The following is a 15,978-nucleotide window of genomic DNA, read 5'->3' as shown; positions in this document are numbered from 1 at the left end:
TACTAAACGGTAAAAAATAAAAAGGTATAGGCTGATGCTTTGCTCTAATCAAACTTCTTTTTACTTTTGCACTCCGAAATTTAGTAGGCAGTGCTCAGTAGGCAGCCGGCAGTCTCCAGTGGGCAGATTGCAGAAGGCAGTCTACCGAAAAATGCAGAGAAGCAATTGCCGACTGCAACCTGCCCACTGCCAACGCAAAAAGCGGGCGTGGCGAAATTGGTAGACGTGCCAGACTTAGGATCTGGTGCCGCAAGGCATGGGGGTTCGAGTCCCTCCGCCCGTACGAAGTCTTTGAATGGTTGAATGATTGAATGGTTGAATTGAGTCCGTCGATTGATTCAATCATTCTATCACTCAATCATTTTTTTATTTAAAACGGATACGATTGTGGATATCGCACTAGAAAAAGCCAGCGAAACCAATGCTTCGCTGAAGATCAAACTGACACCGGAAGACTACAAACCGGAAGTCGATAAAAAGCTGAAAGACTATGGCCGTAAAGTGGCCATGAAGGGCTTCCGTCCCGGCAAGGTGCCCGCTTCGCTGATTCAGAAAATGTACGGCAAGAGCATCCTGGTTGATGAAATTAATAACCTGCTCAGCCGGACGGTCAGCAGCTATATCCGCGACAATAAATTACAGGTGGTCGGCGACCCGATCCCGAACCGTGAGCAGGCCGACGCCATTGACTGGGATAATCAGTCAGAATTTGAGTTTAAATACGATCTCGGTCTGGCTTCTGATTTCGAGGTGTATTTTGACCAATTACCAGCTGTCCCTAATTACCAGATTGAGGCCGGTGATAAGGAGCTGAACGAAACCATCGAGAACCTGCAGAACCAGTTCCACGGCCACGAACATGCCGAAGAAGCCGCCGAAGGCGACATGCTGTACGGTGAGCTGACCCAGGAGCGGGCGGAAGGCGAACCCTTCTCTACCAAAACCGCGCTGCCGCTGAACAAAGTAGCCGAAGATGCGCTGCCGCAGTTTATCGGCAAGAAAAAAGGCGACACGCTTACATTCGATATTCAGGCTGCGTTTCCGGATGAAAAAGACCGGGCGCTGGCTACGGGCGTAAAAGGTGAAGAAGCTGCTGAATTACAGGGCGAGTTTACCTTCACAGTGGAAGATATCACGCGTAACAAACCCGGCGAACTGAACCAGGAGTTCTTTGATAAAGTGCTGGGTGCCGGCAATGTTGAGAATGAAGAGCAGTTCCGGACGAAGGTGCAGGAAATTATCGGTGGCAACTACGAGCGCGAAGCCAATACGCTGCTGCGCTTTACCATTGAAAAGACCCTGCTGGAGAATATTCCCATCACGTTGCCAGACGAGTTTCTGAAGCAGTGGCTGCTGGAGGTAAACGAAGGTAAATTTACACCGGAGCAGGTTGAGGAGCAGTATGATGACTTCACCCGCTCGGTGAAGCTGCAACTCATCAAGAACAAAATTGCCGAACAGGCCGACATTAAGGTTGATTTTGAAGAGGTAATGGGCGTAACCCGCCAAATGGTACGGGAGCAGTTCGGTTTCTACGGCGATGATAGCCAGATGAGCGAAACCATCGACCGCATCGCCCGCAATTACCTGATGGACGATAAAAACAATGGCCAGAACTACACCAATATGTTCAACCGCGTGTACGACGACAAGGTGATTGAATACGCCAAGACCCAGTTGGACATTCAGCCGCAGACCGTAACGCTGGAGGAGTTTAAAGAACTCGCAGCCGCCAATAACAATCGCTAATTGTGAGGGCCAGCAGTAATGCTGGCCCTTTCTTTTTTAAGTCTTTTTGTTTCGGAGAACGTTTACTGGGCAGAAGTCTGGATGGTAATTCGTGTGGCGTAATTTAGTATCTTTAAGTCTAACTCAACCGGAAAAAGCCATGATCTCAAATCCAACCGCCAACCCCGCCCTGCCGACGCACCTGCAAACCGTGGAGGAGTTTGAGCAGTGGCAGAAGCAACCTGGCAATGATGGCAACTTCGAGTTCGTCCGGGGGCGTATCATTCCTAAATCCATGAAACAGGACGAGATTGACATTGTAGCCTTTCTTCAGAGTCAGTTTTTAAGAACTTCTGCTGCCCAGGCCAGACACCTGCTTATGCCTGAGGCTGATTCGTATGTGGACGCCACCCGTAAGCGCATTCCCGACCTGACCTACTTTACCGCTGAGCAACGGCAGGCGATCCGGCGCGGTGAGCGCGTCAACACGCTTTTTGCCATTGAGATCCTTTCAGACTCGGAGAGCCACCAGGATGTGCTGGACAAGATTCAGGATTGTTTCGACGGCGGAGCGCAGTTGGTCTGGTACATCGTTGTTCCCAAACACCAGAAGATTTACGCGTACACTTCACCCGACAACGCCACTGTGTTTAAAGGTCAGCAAACGATCTCGGCCGCGCCTGTGCTGCCGGACTTTCAGTTTACGGTTGCCGACCTGTTTGCGTAAGCATTCAGTGGTTTGACTGGATTACTTGAACCCAATCCGTTCCCGTTCGCGGGGCAGCTCCACGTCGGTGCCGATAGCCCGGACCAGGTCAAGCATAACCCGCTCCTCGTATTTGCGCTTCCAGTGCTCAGCATCCAGCCGCAATTTATCCAGTTCAATCTGTTGTTTTTCCAGTCTTAAGCGCAGGGTTTCCAATTCGTGCCGTGTCTCGTTATCGAGTACCTCTACCGGCTGCGCGGTAATGGCTTCTTCGGTCAACAGTTCGGTTACCGACAGGTTCAGCACATCCGCAATTTGCTCTAAGCGGCTCAGGGTCAGTTCGGTTTTACCGCGTTCAATGTCGCCGTAGGCAGTGGTGGACAGATTCAGCAGATCTGCCATATTCTCCTGAGAATAACCCCGTTGCAGGCGCAGCAGCCGGATGCGTTCTCCTGGTAAGCGGTGGGTAGTTTTCGTCTTCATCTCAAGTCCAGTCGATAAAATCTTAACTCATACCGACAAGCATTTTTGTCAGGATCATGCATTTTTGTTGAAACTATATGTTTAACCAACATTTGTCTATTTTCGTTGCCAAATAAACAGAGAACTCAAGCATGAATTACGGACAGGAATTCCGCAAATACGCCGTTCATCACCTCGGCATGAACGGCCTGACGGTGGACGGTTACGTAAACCACACCGTTGAAAACATGACCCGCGCCGTGATCGAAGAGCGGCCGATGAACTTCCGGGAGGTTGACGTTTTTTCGCGTCTGATGGCCGACCGGATCATCTTTATGGGTATGGGTGTCGACGATAACATCGCCAACATTGTGGTGGCGCAGTTACTTTTTCTGGAGTCGGCCGACCCGAAGAAAGACATTCTGATGTATATCAACAGCCCCGGTGGCTCGGTATATGCCGGTCTGGGTATTTATGATACCATGCAGTACGTCCGGCCCGACGTGGCTACCGTCTGTACCAGCTTAGCGGCCTCTATGGGTGCCGTGTTGCTGGCGGGTGGTGCAGCCGGCAAGCGGTCGTCGCTGCCGCACGCCCGGATCATGATTCACCAGCCTTCTGGTGGTGCGCAGGGTCAGTCGGTCGATATTGAAATTACGGCCAAGCAGATTGTCCTGCTGCGTCGCGAGTTGTACGACATTCTGGCACAGCATACCGGCAAAACCTTCGAGCAGATCGAAAAAGATTCCGACCGCGATTACTGGATGAAAGCCGACGAAGCCAAGGAATACGGCCTGATCGATGAAGTACTGCGCCGGGATCGGCCGGCAACTACGTAATCGGTTTGGTAAACTGTTAGCCACATAATAAATTTGCTCTTCCGATACGACCTGGGGAAACTCAGGTCGTATTTTTTTGTTATATCAACTGCAACAATAGATTGCAAACGGGGTTTATTTTTGCATTTCGAACCAGCTTATTAATCCTATATAGAATGCCACAAATCAACTGCTCGTTCTGCGGACGACGTAAAAATGAAGTAGTCCTGCTGCTGTCGGGTATCGACGCCCACATCTGCAACTACTGCATTGAGCAAGGTCACCAGGTAGTGCTGGAGGAAACAAAGCCGCGTCAGAATGAAACTACGGCCGAGGCCTCGTTTAATCTGATCAAGCCTATTGAGATGAAGAAGTACCTGGACCAGTACGTCATTGGACAGGACGAGGCCAAAAAGGTGATGACCGTGGCGGTGTATAACCACTACAAGCGCCTGATGCAGCCCAAGACGGATGATGAGGTAACGATTGAAAAGTCGAACATCATCATGGTAGGCGAAACCGGAACCGGTAAAACCTACCTGGCCCGGACCGTCGCCAAAATCCTGCAGGTACCCTTCTGCATCGCCGATGCAACCGTAATTACCGAAGCCGGATACGTTGGGGAAGATGTTGAAACCATTCTGACCCGGTTGCTGCAGGCGGCCGACTACAACGTAGAAGCGGCCGAGCGGGGTATTGTGTATATTGATGAGATAGACAAGATCGCCCGCAAATCGGATAATCCATCCATCACCCGCGACGTCAGCGGAGAAGGTGTTCAGCAGGCTCTGCTGAAACTGCTGGAGGGCTCCGTCGTGAATGTGCCGCCCCAGGGAGGCCGCAAGCATCCCGACCAGAAACTGATTGCGGTGAATACCGAAAATATTCTGTTCATCTGCGGGGGAGCCTTCGACGGCATCGAACGGCATATTGCCAAGCGGATCAACACCCGGCCGATTGGTTTCTCCGGCGACCGTCGCCTGAACGAAACCTTCGAGAAAGGTCACCTGATGCGGTACGTGTCGGCGCAGGATCTGAAGTCGTTCGGCCTGATTCCGGAACTGATCGGCCGTCTGCCGGTCTTGACCTACCTGGAGCCGCTGAGCGAGAACGCGCTGCTCCGCATTCTGACCGAACCGCGTAACGCGCTGACCAAGCAGTACGAAAAACTCTTTAATATGGAGGGGATTAAGCTGTACTGGGATGATAGCGCGCTGGAGTATATTGTGGACCAGGCGATGCAGTACAAACTGGGTGCCAGGGGTTTGCGGTCTATTTGCGAATCGATCATCACCGATGCCATGTTTGAGCTGCCTTCCGACGAGAATACCAAAGAATTTACTATCACGCGGCAGTATGCCATGGACAAATTTGGTAAGTCAACGTTACACCTCTTAAAATCAGTAGCTTAACTGAAAGTTTGATCAGGTAAATACCGAAAGAAGATGAAAAAGCCTACCTGCATACAGGTAGGCTTTTTCATTGGCTCAGATTTTTATCTGTTTTTTTCATTTGTTTCTAACAAAGTGTATGTTTAGGCGTTCATGCAAAAAACCAATGTCCAACCAAAAAACCATGTGTAGCATGAGAACCTTGACTAAGAATGCTTTTTTTGCTCTCGCCACAGCCGCTTTACTGAGTGCCTGCAGCCGTCCGTACGCTACGTTCCAGAGAACACAGCACGAGAACTTCCACGCGCAGAAAGTAGAAGCCGTGGCTGCTCCGGTGCAGGCTGAGGTACAGGTTGCCCAGGTAACGGAATCGGCTACGGTCGCTGCTCCGGTACAGGCCGAGGTAGTACAGCCTGTCGCAGTCCAGCCTGAAGCGCTGGCGTCGGTAGAGAATAAAGCCGTTGCCAGTAAGAAGCTGGAAAAGCGGATGGCAAAGGTACAAAACCTGCTGGCCGTAGCCGCTGAGAAACAGGCCCTGTCGCCAACAGCAACCAACGCTCCCCAAAAGTTGAATATGGTGGAGAAGATGCTGCTGAAGAAGATCGACAAGAAGATCAAAGACAAAATGGGCCCGGATGCGACCAACGCACTGAACTCTAACATCCGTATTGGTCTGATTCTGCTGCTTGCGGCAATCGTACTGGCGCTGATTCCGGGTCTGTGGTGGCTGTCGACCATTGCCGGTGTAGCGGGCGTTGTATTTATCGTACTGGGTCTGATCAATATGGCTTAGCGACCTAAGCGTATGCCGGACAAACCAGTACTGGTATTGATTCACGGACACGGCGTAGATGCTTCCCTCTGGGACGGCCTCTACGCCGTTCTGTCTTCTGAATACCCCATCATCAAGCCGGATTTTTCCGGGCTGACCAGTCACGACACCGTTGAAGCCTATGCCGAAGAGTTGTATAGTCTGCTGATGGGGGCGGGGGGTAAGCAATGTGTCCTGATTGGTCATTCCATGGGCGGGTATATTGCCCTGGCGTTTGCCGACGCTCATCCCGAGATGCTGCTGGGCCTTGGGCTGTTTCATTCGACGGCGTTTGCCGACGATGAAGACCGGAAAGCTAAACGGCAGCAGGCAATTGAGAAACTGGAAAACGAAGGTAGTCGGGCCTTTATTGAGGATGTCGTGCCTAAGATGTTTGCCGACTCGAATCAGGAACGGATGGCCGATACGCTTCGTCAACTGGTCAACAAAAGCAGTGCGATACCGGCTGAGGCTCTGGTTGCCGGTATCAAAGCGATCCGCAGCCGTCCTGACCGGACGCATGTGTTGAAAAACGCCCGCTATCCGGTACTGCTGATTGTTGGACGGCAGGATAACCTGGTGCCGTTTGATAAAAGCCAGGCGTTGTTCGATATGCCGGCCGATGCTGAGACGCTGGTCCTGGAAAACTCCGGACACCTGGGTATGATTGAGCAGCCGGCAGAAACCACTCAGGCTATTCAGGAATTTTTGAGGAGAGTTGAACCGCAATGACCAGGAATCAGACACTGGGGTTACGCCGACACCGAAAACTGAAATACCGACAGAGGCTGTATGGCCTCTTTTTTCGTTTTTGAACAACCTAATTGCGGGTTATTGACTAAACTTGCAACATTATTCGACAGTCGCTGCCATCTTTTTAAACGGCGAAAGCTACGTAACGCATGTCACAATTATTTAATGTATATCCGCTGTACGATATTGAGCCGGTAAGGGCGTCAGGGAGTTATCTGTGGGACAGCAAAGGCGACCGGTATCTGGATCTCTACGGAGGCCATGCCGTCATCTCCGTCGGCCATACACATCCTCATTACGTACAGGCGCTGACGGAGCAGCTAAACCGGATTTCTTTCTACTCCAACTCGGTTCACATTCCGCAGCAGCAGGAACTGGCCGACAAACTGGGATCGCTATCGGGGTATCCTGATTTTGCCCTGTTCCTGTGCAACTCCGGTGCCGAAGCCAACGAAAATGCGCTGAAGCTGGCGTCGTTTCATACTGGCCGGACGCAGGTCGTCGCTTTTCGCAAAGGCTTTCACGGCCGTACCGCCGGGGCGGTAGCGGCTACCGACAACCCGGCCATTGTTGCGCCGGTCAACTTTAATCAGCATGTGACGTTCCTGCCCTATAACGATGTAGAAGCGGCCAGAGCAGCTATTACCGATCAGACCTGCGCGGTAATTATTGAAGGTATTCAGGGCGTGGGTGGTATTCATGTAGCTACCGATGCTTTTCTTCAAATGCTGCGGCAGCGCTGTGACCAGACCGGGGCGGTGCTGATTCTGGATGGGGTGCAGTGTGGCTATGGCCGGTCGGGGCGGTTCTTTTCGCACCAGTTCAGCGGCATTGAGCCGGATCTGATCACGATGGCCAAAGGCATGGGTAATGGTTTTCCGATTGGTGGCGTGCTGATTTCACCGAAATTTAAAGCCAGCTACGGGCTGCTGGGGACTACCTTCGGCGGCAATCACCTGGCCTGTACGGCGGCTATTGCGGTGCTGGATATTATGAGGGATGAGAACCTGATGGAGAATGCCACCCGGATGGGTAACTACCTGATGGATGGTATCGGGCAGCTTGGCGGTTATAAAGAACTGCGGGGCCGGGGACTGATGATTGGCATTGAGTATGATTTCCCGGTGGAGACGTTGCGGAACACGCTGTTGTTTGAGCATCATATCTTTACGGGCGTGGCGGGTAAAAATACAATCCGGCTCCTGCCTTCACTGGCTATCGGGAATGAGGAGGCTGATTTGTTTCTGGAGGCATTGAGCAAAGAGGTAAAGGTTACTCTTTAAATTAACCCGTTAACCCAGTCACATGTCATCTGTTTCTTTGCGCCTTTGCTGTATACAATGACCAACTTCATTTCACTTTCCGACGTCACCGATCTGAACGCCCTCATCCAGGAGGGGCTCTCTGTCAAAAAGAATCCCTTTGCCGATCAGGCGCTGGGAAAGAACAAGACCATTGGTCTGATCTTCTTCAACTCCAGCCTTCGCACCCGGCTTAGCACCCAGAAAGCGGCTCAGAACCTCGGCATGAACGTCATGATCATGAACGTTGGGCAGGACAGCTGGGGGCTGGAGATGGAAGAGGGTACCGTCATGAACGCCGATAAAGCCGAACACGTCAAAGAAGCAGCGGCCGTGATTGGCCGTTACTGTGACATGATTGGCATCCGGGCGTTTGCTGAACTGAAAGATCGGGAAAAAGACTACCGGGAGCAGGTGATGACCCAATTTCAGAAATACGCGGGCGTTCCTATCGTCAACCTCGAATCGGCTACCCGCCATCCGCTGCAATCGCTGGCCGACTGCATCACCATCGAAGAGTTCAAAGTGAAACGGCGGCCGAAGGTGGTACTGACCTGGCTGCCCCACTTTAAACCGCTGCCGCAGGCCGTGGCAAACTCATTCTGCGAGTGGATGAATCGCATCGATGTTGACCTGGTCGTGACGCATCCGGAAGGGTACGAGCTGGCACCAGCCTTTGTTGGTAACGCCTGCGTAACGCACAACCAGGAGGAGGCCTTTGAAGGTGCCGATTTCATTTACGGCAAAAACTGGTCGTCGTACACGCACTACGGACAGGTGCTGACGCAGGACCCGTCCTGGATGATGACCATGGAAAAATTGCAATTGACCGACAACGGTAAGTTTATGCACTGCCTGCCCGTGCGACGGAACATGAAAGTAACCGATGAGGTACTGGACAGCCCGCAGTCGCTGGTCATTGAGCAGGCTGCCAACCGGGAGTGGTCGGCGCAGGCCGTTTTGAAAACGATCCTGACAAATTTATAACGACTGAACCGGCTTTCGTACCACCTTTATGCATAACCTGACCGTTATTAAGATCGGAGGAAACGTCATCGACAACCCCGACGCCCTGAAACAATTTCTGACCAGTTTCGCCCAGATCAGGGATCACAAAATTCTGATTCACGGAGGAGGCAAGGTAGCGACACAAGTGGCCGACAAACTGGGGGTGCCTACGACCATGGTCGACGGCCGGCGCATCACCGATCAGCCCATGCTTGATGTCGTGACGATGGTGTATGGCGGCCTGGTAAATAAGCAGATTGTGGCGAAACTACAGGCGCTGGAGGTTAACGCCATCGGCCTGACAGGCGCTGATGCCAGTACTGTGCTGGCGAAGAAGCGGGCGGTAGGTGAAATCGACTACGGTTTTGTGGGAGATATAGTCGAAGTTGACTCCGGGCAGATTCAGTACATGCTGCGTCAGAAACTGGTACCTGTTTTTGCGCCGTTAACGTATGATGAGGAAGGTAACCTGCTCAACACCAACGCGGATACCATGGCTTCGGCTATCGCCGTCGATATGGCACACAAGAACACGGTAACGCTGGTGTACTGCTTCGAGAAAAAAGGTGTGTTGTCGGAGCCGGCCAACGACGACAGTGTAATTACTTCGCTGACCCCTGATCTGTACGAAACGCACAAAGCGGCCGGGGTCATCAACAAAGGCATGATTCCCAAGCTCGACAATGCCTTTAATGCCCTGCGCAATGGCGTCACTAAAGTCATTATCTGTCATGCCGATCAGGTGGTACAGGCCGTGACACAGGGTGGGGCCGGTACCACACTGACACTCTCCTGAACTATCAGGCCCTGATAACCCGGCGAATACCCAGCAGACGCTTCTGGTAATAACTCACACTTAGCCAGTCGTACCGGACGCCTTTGTGGGTAATGGAGTGGATGAACCGGATGCGGCCTTTTTTTACTTCTGTGACGATGCCTACGTGCTGAATCTGATTTCCCTTATTGATCTTCCCCCGAAAAAAGATCAGATCACCCGGTCTGGCCTTTTCTTTTTTTACCGAAACTCCCACTTTCCCCTGCTGCCAACTGGCGCGCGGGAGCCGGATGCCGAAGCGCTGGAAGCAGTATTTGGTGAATCCGGAGCAGTCGAAGCCCCTGGGTGTAGAGCCGCCCCAGACGTAGCGGACAGACACATACTTGTGGGCAAATTTAGTAACGTGGGGCGTCGTTGGCTTAGCCTGAATAGACGCGGACAAACATACAGCCGCAAAGGCTGACAAGAGAAGTTTTCTCGCCTTCAATGATAGATTAAGTCAAGTTACGGTGCCCAAAAGTAGGCCCTGAATCCCGGCAGGCCAAACACATGAAGACTTAATTACTCAGGGGCGCGATGAGGATTTTCGCTTACCTTTTGTTTGTGCAGCTTTTTGTGTCTTGATTTTCAGGATGTTATGTCGATATGTGGAAGCAGAAAAATTGTTTAAAAAATTTCGATAAATCTATAGGCTAAAAGGGGTTTTGCGTTGGGCTGACTGGCCGTATGGGCCACTTAATAGGTAAAACGCTATGCTCAACACCCGGAGGGGTTATACCGGAAATCTCCAACGCGACAAGATCTGTGAAAGCATTTGACGTAATCATTGTTGGCAGCGGCATCAACTCCCTCACCGCCGGGGCCATTTTATCAAAACAGGGTAAGAAAGTTGCCATTTTCGAACGCAATCACTGGCTCGGTGGTAATATCCTGACGGACGAAACGGTATTTCCCGGCTTCAGGACCGATGTGCTCTCCGCGTATCATACCTTGTTTGTGACCGGACCGGCTTATCAGGAATGTAAAGACGACCTGACGGCCCATGGATTGCGCTATCGGAATACCCCGGTTCCGACGGCGTCTATTGTTCCGGGCCGCGCTGCCGGCGATGCCAGAAGCATACTCTTTTATACGGACCGGCAGCGAACTATTGAGGAAATCAACCGGCATACCCCCGGCGATGGCGATTTGTTTGGTACACTGCTCGACGAATTTCAGGAATTGTACGCCGACCTGGTTATAAATACCTTAACCAGTGATGTCAGAGGCTGGGATGCGGTCAAACTGGGTACGAAGGGTATGTTTTCATTGGGGCCGTCCAACTCACTGGAACTGCTGGGGATGGCCATGCGGTCGGCGCGGATATGGCTGGATATGAATTTTAAGGGTGAAATGACCAAAGCATTGCTGGCACCGTGGGTGTTACACCTGGGTCAGAGTCCCGATGATGCTACCTCGTCGCTAATGATTCAGGTCGTTTTCTCATTGCTGGAGAAAGTTGGTCTGCCTATGCCCGAAGGCGGGGGTAGTCGCATGGCCGAAGCCTGGATAAAAATCATCCGGGATCACGGTGGGGTATTGTTCACCCGGGCCCAGGTGGATTCGATTACCGTCGAAAACGATAAAGTAACCGGTGTATTGGTCAATGGCGAACGGGTTGGCGCCGACTATGTCCTGGCCAACGTAACGCCTACCCAGCTATACGGCCAATTAATCCACAAAGACCTGGTGCCGGCCGCTATCAGTCGCGAAACCCGGGAGTACCGCTATGGTCGGGGCGATTTTGTCATTCATCTGACACTCGACGCTCCTCCACACTGGCCTGATGATCGCCTGCTAGAAGCGGGGGTGATACACATTACTGATGGGCTCGACGGTTTAAGCCAATCCTGTGTTGACGCATCCCGGCAGGTCCTGCCACACTGGCCAACGCTGACGCTTGGGCAGCATATGGCAGTAGATCCTTCCCGTGGTCCCCAGGGAACGTGGATTCTGTCGGTTCAGGCGCAGACGGTACCCAACGTACCCGTCGGTGATGCGGCCGGGCAGATTACCATTACCAACGGCTGGACTGATGACGTTAACGAAGCCTATGCCGACCGGATCATTGACCAGATTGAAGCGGTGGCTCCCGGATTCAGGCGGCAGATCACTGACCGGCTGATTATGTCGCCTACCCGGCTTAACGAACTGAATCCGAATATGGTAGGCGGAGATATTTATTCAGGAGCCTGCACCATTGACCAGTTTCTGATCTGGCGGCCGTTTAAGCGGATGATGCCGCACGAAACACCCTTTGCCAACCTTTTTCACATTGGAGCCTCCACGCACCCTGGTCCCGGATTGGCCGGCACATCGGGCTATCTGGTGGCAAAAGGCATACACTGAGAAACGATATTATCAGTAATCTTCAGCCTGACTTAGGTATGTAGGACTGCTTTTTGTCTTTACTGAGTATAAGCAGTCCGTTCAATGAATCAGTTATCAGAAAAAACGTCAGGTAACCAGGTTGCAAGCCTCTTCAGTTTAACCGAAAAAGTAATTGTAGTAACAGGGGGCACCGGCATTCTGGGTGGGTCGTTTTGCCAGGGCATCTGCGAGGCCGGCGGTCGCGTTGTGCTGCTGGGCCGCAACCGTGAAGTGGGCGAGGAGCGTACGGAGCAGCTGCGCCAGGCAGGGGGCGATGTCCTGTTTATCCAGGCCGATGTACTTAATGAAGACGAACTGAACCAGGCCTGCGAGGAAGTGCTGCAAACATACGGCCGCATTGATGGGCTGGTCAACGGAGCCGGTGGTAATATTCCGCAGGCAGTTATTGGCCCCGACCAGGATATTTTTCAGGTAAACCTGCCCGCGCTGAGGCAGGCATTCGACCTTAATCTCTACGGCACTATTCTGCCTACTGTCGTCTTCGGCAGGCACCTGACCGAAAAGGGGGGCAGCATCGTTAATATTTCTTCCATGGCGGCTCAGACGGCTATTACCCGGGTTTTGGGGTACTCCATGGCTAAAGCGGCCGTCGATAATTTTACCCGCTGGATGTCGGTGGAGCTGGCGCAGCGGTACGGCGACAAAATCCGCATGAATGCCATTGCCCCCGGCTTCTTTGTCACGCACCAGAACCGGCGGCTGCTCACCAACGAAGACGGCACGTATACCGCCAGGGGTGAGGCCGTAATCCGCAATACCCCCTACAAGCGATTCGGCGAACCAGACGAACTGATCGGAACACTGATCTGGCTGCTGAGCGATGCATCGCGGTTTGTCAGTGGCGAGGTGATCTGCGTTGATGGCGGCTTTCATATTTTCTCCGGTGTATAGGCCGGTCCGGTAAGTCTCTCTGTCTCTTTACAATAATTATTACGTAACCAACCTCTATTTATGACATCACAATCTATTGGCCGTTACCGCTGGACGATTTGTGGTCTTATCTTTTTTGCGACGACCATAAATTACCTGGACCGGGTTGTTATCAGCCTTTTAAAGCCAAATCTGGAGAAAGACTTTAACTGGACCGAAACGGACTATTCCAACCTGGTCGTGGTGTTCCAGGCTGCCTATGCCTTAGGGATGCTGGGGATCGGCCGGATTATCGATAAGGTGGGTACAAAAACCGGATACGCCATTTCACTGACTTTATGGAGTATTGTGGGCATGGCTACTGCTCTTGCCAAGACGACTTTTGGGTTCGGTATTGCACGGGCGGCCCTTGGCTTAAGTGAAGCCGGGAACTTCCCGGCCGCCATCAAAACGGTTGCCGAGTGGTTCCCCAAGAAAGAGCGGGCACTGGCTACGGGTATCTTCAACTCCGGCACCAACGTGGGGGCTATCCTGGCTCCGCTGACGGTGCCGTTTATTGCCGATAACTGGGGTTGGCAGTGGGCGTTTATCCTGACCGGGGCGACCGGTATTATCTGGCTGGTACTCTGGCTGACGATTTATGATACGCCGGCCCGGCACAAAAACGTGACAACCGAAGAGCTTAATTACATCAACAGTGATGTTGACGAGCGGGCCGAGGAAGAAGCTTCAGCCGGTGAGAAAGTTTCCTGGTTCAGGCTGCTGACCTTCCGCCAGACCTGGGCTTTTTTCTTTGGTAAGCTGCTGACCGACCCAATCTGGTGGTTCTATCTGTTCTGGCTGCCGGCCTTTCTGAAAGCCGAATACGGCCTTCAGGGTACAGACATGGCCCTGCCCGTTGCACTGGTCTATACTATTGCCAGTGTGGGGAGTATCTTTGGTGGCTGGTTGCCGCTGAACCTGATTAAGAAGGGCTTTCCGGTATTTCGGGCCCGGAAGACGTCTATGTTTATTTACGCTTTGTGTGCGTTGCCTGTCGTTTTTGCCCAGTGGCTGGGTAGCATGAACCTGTGGCTGGCGGTGCTGATTATTGGCTTTGCGGCCTCGGCTCACCAAGCCTGGAGCGCTAATATTTTTACGACGGTGTCGGATATGTTCCCCCGCCGGGCCGTGGCTTCGGTAACGGGTATCGGTGGTATGGCCGGAGCGTTTGGTGGTATTTTCATTGCCCGCTTAGCGGGGCAGTTATTTGACTATTACAAAGGCCAGGGCCATATTGAAACCGGCTATTATATCATGTTTATTATCTGCGGTTTCGCTTATCTCACGGCCTGGACCGTTATGCATTTTCTGGTACCTAAGTTTAAGATTGTGAATTTTTCCGGAGCACCAACGCCGGAGCCGGTTTCCTAAGTAGCCTGATGCAAAAGGGCTGAAGAGTAGATTACCGACTTTTCAGCCCTTTTTTATACACTGAGCGGAACTCCCTAACATCCTGAACCATGCAAGACAATAAAAAAACTGGTGTTTCAAGAAGAGATTTTCTGAACACAGCCGCCAAAGGAGCCTTGTCGACGGCAATCCTCAGCGGGTTCCCAACTATAGTGCCAGCCTCGGTATTTGGCAAGAATGCGCCCAGCAACCGGATTAATGTGGGGGCCATCGGTACCGGCCGGATCTCCCGCGACCACGATATGCCGGGCGTGTGGCAGTACGACAATGCTCTGATTATGGCGGTATGCGACGTAGACAGCAATCGCGCAAACGACGCTAAAAAGCTGGTGAATGGAGTCTATGCCAAGAAAACCGGCAAGGATTATGACGGTGTTCGGGTGTATACCGATTACCGGGAGTTACTCCAGAACAAAGATATTGATGCCGTACTGATCAGTACGCCTGATCACTGGCACGCACCCATCGCTATTCATGCGGTAGAAGCCGGGAAGGATGTTTACATGCAGAAACCGGCGTCACTAACGATTGCCGAAGGCCGGGCTATGGCCGATGCCGTGAAGCGGTCGGGCCGGATTATGCAGATTGGAAGCCAGCAGCGTTCGTCTCCGCAGTTCCGGTATGCCGCCGAACTGGTGCGTAACGGCCGCATAGGGCAGTTGAAGAAGGTCTACGTGGGTCTGCCCGGTGATCCGGCGGGCGACGAAGAGCCTCAAATGCCAGTTCCGAAGAACCTCAATTACGATATGTGGCTGGGTACCACACCGGAGGTATACTATACCGAAAAACGTGTGCATCCGCAGGTCGGCTACGACCGGCCGGGCTGGCTGCGCTGCGAGCAGTTTGGCGCGGGCATGATTACCGGCTGGGGCTCACACCATATCGACTGTTCGCACTGGGCCATGAACACCGAGTATACGGGTCCGGTTGAAATATGGGGTAAAGCTGATTTTCCGAAAAAGGGACTTTGGGATGTCCATGGTATCTTCCAGACCGAAGCCCTGTACGAAAATGGTGTCCATATGATCGTCAGCAATGAACTACCCAACGGCATTAAGTTTGAAGGTACAGAAGGCTGGATATTTGTGACCAGAGGGAATTACTCGGTAACCGCCAGTGATCCGGTGGCCAAGCAGGGAAACACCAAATCCCTGACGGCAAGTGATCCGAAGATCATTACCTCGGTTATCGGACCAAACGAAATTCATCTGCCTGTCAGCAAAGAGCACCACGGAAATTGGCTGGAGAGCGTTATCAGCCGTAAGGAGCCGATTGCACCGGCCGAAGTCGGTCACCGCTCATGCTCAGCCTGTCTGCTGCACCACGCAGCCATGAAGCTGAACCGCAAGCTCCACTGGGACCCGAAGAAAGAAGTGTTTAAGAATGACCCTGAAGCGAATAAATTACTGACTCGGACGCAGCGGGCCCCGTATGCGATCAAAGCCATTGCCAGTAGCAAAGTGAAGTAAAACC

15 protein-coding genes and 1 tRNA gene are annotated in these 15,978 nt (G+C 52.5%); 14 read left to right on the top strand and 2 right to left on the bottom strand.

What is annotated here, in order from left to right:
- The first annotated feature begins 201 nt into the window (after positions 1–201).
- The 3 genes from ABD949_RS14810 to ABD949_RS14800 all read left to right on the top strand — a co-directional run bounded on the left by ABD949_RS14810 (position 202) and on the right by ABD949_RS14800 (position 2,455).
- Positions 202–283, top strand: a tRNA-Leu gene (locus ABD949_RS14810).
- 104 nt (positions 284–387) lie between these two features.
- Entirely contained in the window at positions 388–1,749 is a 1,362-nt protein-coding gene (tig, locus tag ABD949_RS14805; protein WP_345244623.1) for a trigger factor, read from the top strand.
- A 139-nt stretch (positions 1,750–1,888) separates the two neighbouring features.
- The gene (locus tag ABD949_RS14800; RefSeq protein ID WP_345244622.1) at positions 1,889–2,455 is read left to right on the top strand and encodes a Uma2 family endonuclease; all 567 of its coding nucleotides are present in this window, start codon (positions 1,889–1,891) and stop codon (positions 2,453–2,455) included.
- A 21-nt stretch (positions 2,456–2,476) separates the two neighbouring features.
- Here ABD949_RS14800 and ABD949_RS14795 read toward each other — a convergent pair whose 3' ends face one another.
- Complete coding sequence (locus tag ABD949_RS14795; protein ID WP_345244621.1) at positions 2,477–2,917, bottom strand: helix-turn-helix domain-containing protein; 441 nt, start codon at positions 2,915–2,917, stop codon at positions 2,477–2,479.
- A gap of 131 nt (positions 2,918–3,048) precedes the next feature.
- On the opposite strand from ABD949_RS14795, the gene ABD949_RS14790 reads away from it, so the two are divergent.
- The 7 genes from ABD949_RS14790 (at position 3,049) to argB (ending at position 9,774) form a co-directional block, all read left to right on the top strand.
- Positions 3,049–3,735 carry a ClpP family protease gene (locus ABD949_RS14790; protein WP_345244620.1) on the top strand — a complete coding sequence of 229 codons (687 nt, stop codon included), beginning with the start codon at positions 3,049–3,051 and terminating at the stop codon, positions 3,733–3,735.
- Between the two features lie 155 nt (positions 3,736–3,890).
- Positions 3,891–5,126, top strand: a complete 1,236-nt coding sequence (gene clpX, locus ABD949_RS14785; protein ID WP_345244619.1) for an ATP-dependent Clp protease ATP-binding subunit ClpX — start codon at positions 3,891–3,893, stop codon at positions 5,124–5,126.
- Positions 5,127–5,298: 172 nt separating this feature from the next.
- Positions 5,299–5,898 (top strand): hypothetical protein, encoded by a 600-nt coding sequence (locus tag ABD949_RS14780; RefSeq protein WP_345244618.1) that lies wholly within the window; start codon positions 5,299–5,301, stop codon positions 5,896–5,898.
- A gap of 12 nt (positions 5,899–5,910) precedes the next feature.
- Complete coding sequence (locus ABD949_RS14775; protein WP_345244617.1) at positions 5,911–6,648, top strand: alpha/beta fold hydrolase; 738 nt, start codon at positions 5,911–5,913, stop codon at positions 6,646–6,648.
- Between the two features lie 170 nt (positions 6,649–6,818).
- On the top strand, positions 6,819–7,952 hold the full coding sequence (locus tag ABD949_RS14770; protein WP_345244616.1) for an aspartate aminotransferase family protein: 1,134 nt from the start codon (positions 6,819–6,821) through the stop codon (positions 7,950–7,952).
- Positions 7,953–8,009: 57 nt separating this feature from the next.
- Complete coding sequence (locus ABD949_RS14765) at positions 8,010–8,957, top strand: N-acetylornithine carbamoyltransferase (RefSeq protein WP_345244615.1); 948 nt, start codon at positions 8,010–8,012, stop codon at positions 8,955–8,957.
- Positions 8,958–8,985: 28 nt separating this feature from the next.
- A complete protein-coding gene (argB, locus tag ABD949_RS14760; RefSeq protein ID WP_345244614.1) occupies positions 8,986–9,774 on the top strand; it encodes an acetylglutamate kinase in 789 nt (262 codons plus the stop codon).
- A gap of 4 nt (positions 9,775–9,778) precedes the next feature.
- Here the strand turns inward: argB and ABD949_RS14755 are convergent, their stop codons facing one another.
- Positions 9,779–10,195, bottom strand: coding sequence for a C40 family peptidase (locus ABD949_RS14755; RefSeq protein ID WP_345244613.1), 417 nt, complete (start codon positions 10,193–10,195; stop codon positions 9,779–9,781).
- 362 nt (positions 10,196–10,557) lie between these two features.
- Between ABD949_RS14755 and ABD949_RS14750 the strand changes: the two genes are divergently transcribed.
- From ABD949_RS14750 to ABD949_RS14735, 4 genes are all read left to right on the top strand, one after another.
- Complete coding sequence (locus tag ABD949_RS14750; RefSeq protein ID WP_345244612.1) at positions 10,558–12,141, top strand: phytoene desaturase family protein; 1,584 nt, start codon at positions 10,558–10,560, stop codon at positions 12,139–12,141.
- 84 nt (positions 12,142–12,225) lie between these two features.
- Complete coding sequence (locus ABD949_RS14745; protein WP_345244611.1) at positions 12,226–13,074, top strand: SDR family oxidoreductase; 849 nt, start codon at positions 12,226–12,228, stop codon at positions 13,072–13,074.
- A 60-nt stretch (positions 13,075–13,134) separates the two neighbouring features.
- Positions 13,135–14,466 carry an MFS transporter gene (locus tag ABD949_RS14740; RefSeq protein WP_345244610.1) on the top strand — a complete coding sequence of 444 codons (1,332 nt, stop codon included), beginning with the start codon at positions 13,135–13,137 and terminating at the stop codon, positions 14,464–14,466.
- Between the two features lie 89 nt (positions 14,467–14,555).
- Positions 14,556–15,974, top strand: coding sequence for a Gfo/Idh/MocA family protein (locus ABD949_RS14735; RefSeq protein ID WP_345244609.1), 1,419 nt, complete (start codon positions 14,556–14,558; stop codon positions 15,972–15,974).
- The last annotated feature ends 4 nt before the right edge of the window (positions 15,975–15,978 follow it).

The organism is Nibrella saemangeumensis (assembly GCF_039541915.1).
Classification (GTDB): Bacteria; Bacteroidota; Bacteroidia; order Cytophagales; family Spirosomataceae; genus Nibrella; species Nibrella saemangeumensis.
This window is presented reverse-complemented; position numbering and strand designations above follow the sequence as displayed.

Bases quoted from the DNA above. Each gene is read 5' to 3' on its own strand.
- ABD949_RS14800 (WP_345244622.1), top strand. From the start codon at position 1,889: ATGATCTCAAATCCAACCGCCAACCCCGCCCTGCCGACGCACCTGCAA.
- clpX (WP_345244619.1), top strand. From the start codon at position 3,891: ATGCCACAAATCAACTGCTCGTTCTGCGGACGACGTAAAAATGAAGTA.
- ABD949_RS14790 (WP_345244620.1), top strand. From the start codon at position 3,049: ATGAATTACGGACAGGAATTCCGCAAATACGCCGTTCATCACCTCGGC.
- ABD949_RS14795 (WP_345244621.1), bottom strand. From the start codon at position 2,917: ATGAAGACGAAAACTACCCACCGCTTACCAGGAGAACGCATCCGGCTG.
- ABD949_RS14770 (WP_345244616.1), top strand. From the start codon at position 6,819: ATGTCACAATTATTTAATGTATATCCGCTGTACGATATTGAGCCGGTA.
- ABD949_RS14745 (WP_345244611.1), top strand. From the start codon at position 12,226: ATGAATCAGTTATCAGAAAAAACGTCAGGTAACCAGGTTGCAAGCCTC.
- argB (WP_345244614.1), top strand. From the start codon at position 8,986: ATGCATAACCTGACCGTTATTAAGATCGGAGGAAACGTCATCGACAAC.
- ABD949_RS14775 (WP_345244617.1), top strand. From the start codon at position 5,911: ATGCCGGACAAACCAGTACTGGTATTGATTCACGGACACGGCGTAGAT.
- ABD949_RS14740 (WP_345244610.1), top strand. From the start codon at position 13,135: ATGACATCACAATCTATTGGCCGTTACCGCTGGACGATTTGTGGTCTT.
- ABD949_RS14780 (WP_345244618.1), top strand. From the start codon at position 5,299: ATGAGAACCTTGACTAAGAATGCTTTTTTTGCTCTCGCCACAGCCGCT.
- ABD949_RS14735 (WP_345244609.1), top strand. From the start codon at position 14,556: ATGCAAGACAATAAAAAAACTGGTGTTTCAAGAAGAGATTTTCTGAAC.
- ABD949_RS14765 (WP_345244615.1), top strand. From the start codon at position 8,010: ATGACCAACTTCATTTCACTTTCCGACGTCACCGATCTGAACGCCCTC.